Origin of the sequence: Lelliottia sp. 7254-16 (assembly GCF_002922995.1) — a bacterium.
Classification (GTDB): domain Bacteria; phylum Pseudomonadota; class Gammaproteobacteria; order Enterobacterales; family Enterobacteriaceae; genus Enterobacter; species Enterobacter jeotgali.
The window spans coordinates 1-929 of record NZ_PQVS01000034.1 but is presented as its reverse complement, the minus strand read 5'-3'; the positions used below and the strand labels follow the sequence as shown (position 1 = coordinate 929).

General features: G+C 51.8%; 1 protein-coding gene. It reads right to left on the bottom strand.

Annotation, left to right across the window (positions count from 1 at the left end; all coding sequences use genetic code 11):
* The coding region (gene tuf, locus C3708_RS23495; RefSeq protein ID WP_103950417.1) for an elongation factor Tu at positions 1-929 on the bottom strand (929 nt) is incomplete at both ends.

Below are 929 nucleotides of genomic sequence, written 5' to 3'. Positions count from 1 at the left end.
CCGTCGTCCATCGCGATTGGGTGGATCAGGGTAACAACCATTTTGATGTTGTCGCCCGGCATTACCATCTCTACGCCTTCTGGCAGTTCGATGGTGCCAGTCACGTCAGTTGTACGGAAGTAGAACTGTGGACGGTAGCCTTTGAAGAACGGAGTATGACGGCCGCCTTCATCTTTGGACAGGATATAAACTTCAGACTCGAACTGAGTGTGCGGCTTGATAGAGCCTGGCTTAGCCAGTACCTGACCACGTTCGATTTCTTCACGTTTAATACCACGCAGCAGAACACCTACGTTCTCACCAGCACGGCCTTCGTCCAGCAGTTTGCGGAACATTTCAACGCCAGTACAGGTAGACTTAGCAGTCTCTTTGATACCAACGATTTCAACTTCTTCGCCAACTTTAACGATACCGCGCTCTACACGACCGGTAACAACGGTACCACGGCCGGAGATGGAGAATACGTCTTCGATTGGCAGCAGGAATGGCTTGTCGATAGCACGTTCTGGTTCTGGGATGTAAGAATCCAGGTAGCCAGCCAGTTCAACGATTTTAGCTTCCCACTCTGCTTCGCCTTCCAGCGCTTTCAGAGCAGAACCACGGATGATTGGGGTATCATCACCTGGGAAATCGTACTGGGACAGAAGTTCACGAACTTCCATTTCTACCAGTTCCAGCAGCTCTTCGTCATCAACCATGTCGCATTTGTTCAGGAACACGATGATGAACGGAACGCCAACCTGACGACCCAGCAGGATGTGCTCACGAGTCTGAGGCATAGGGCCGTCAGTCGCAGCAACAACCAGGATTGCGCCATCCATCTGAGCAGCACCGGTGATCATGTTTTTAACATAGTCGGCGTGGCCTGGGCAGTCTACGTGTGCGTAGTGGCGAGTCGGGGTGTCATATTCAACGTGGGAAGTGTTGAT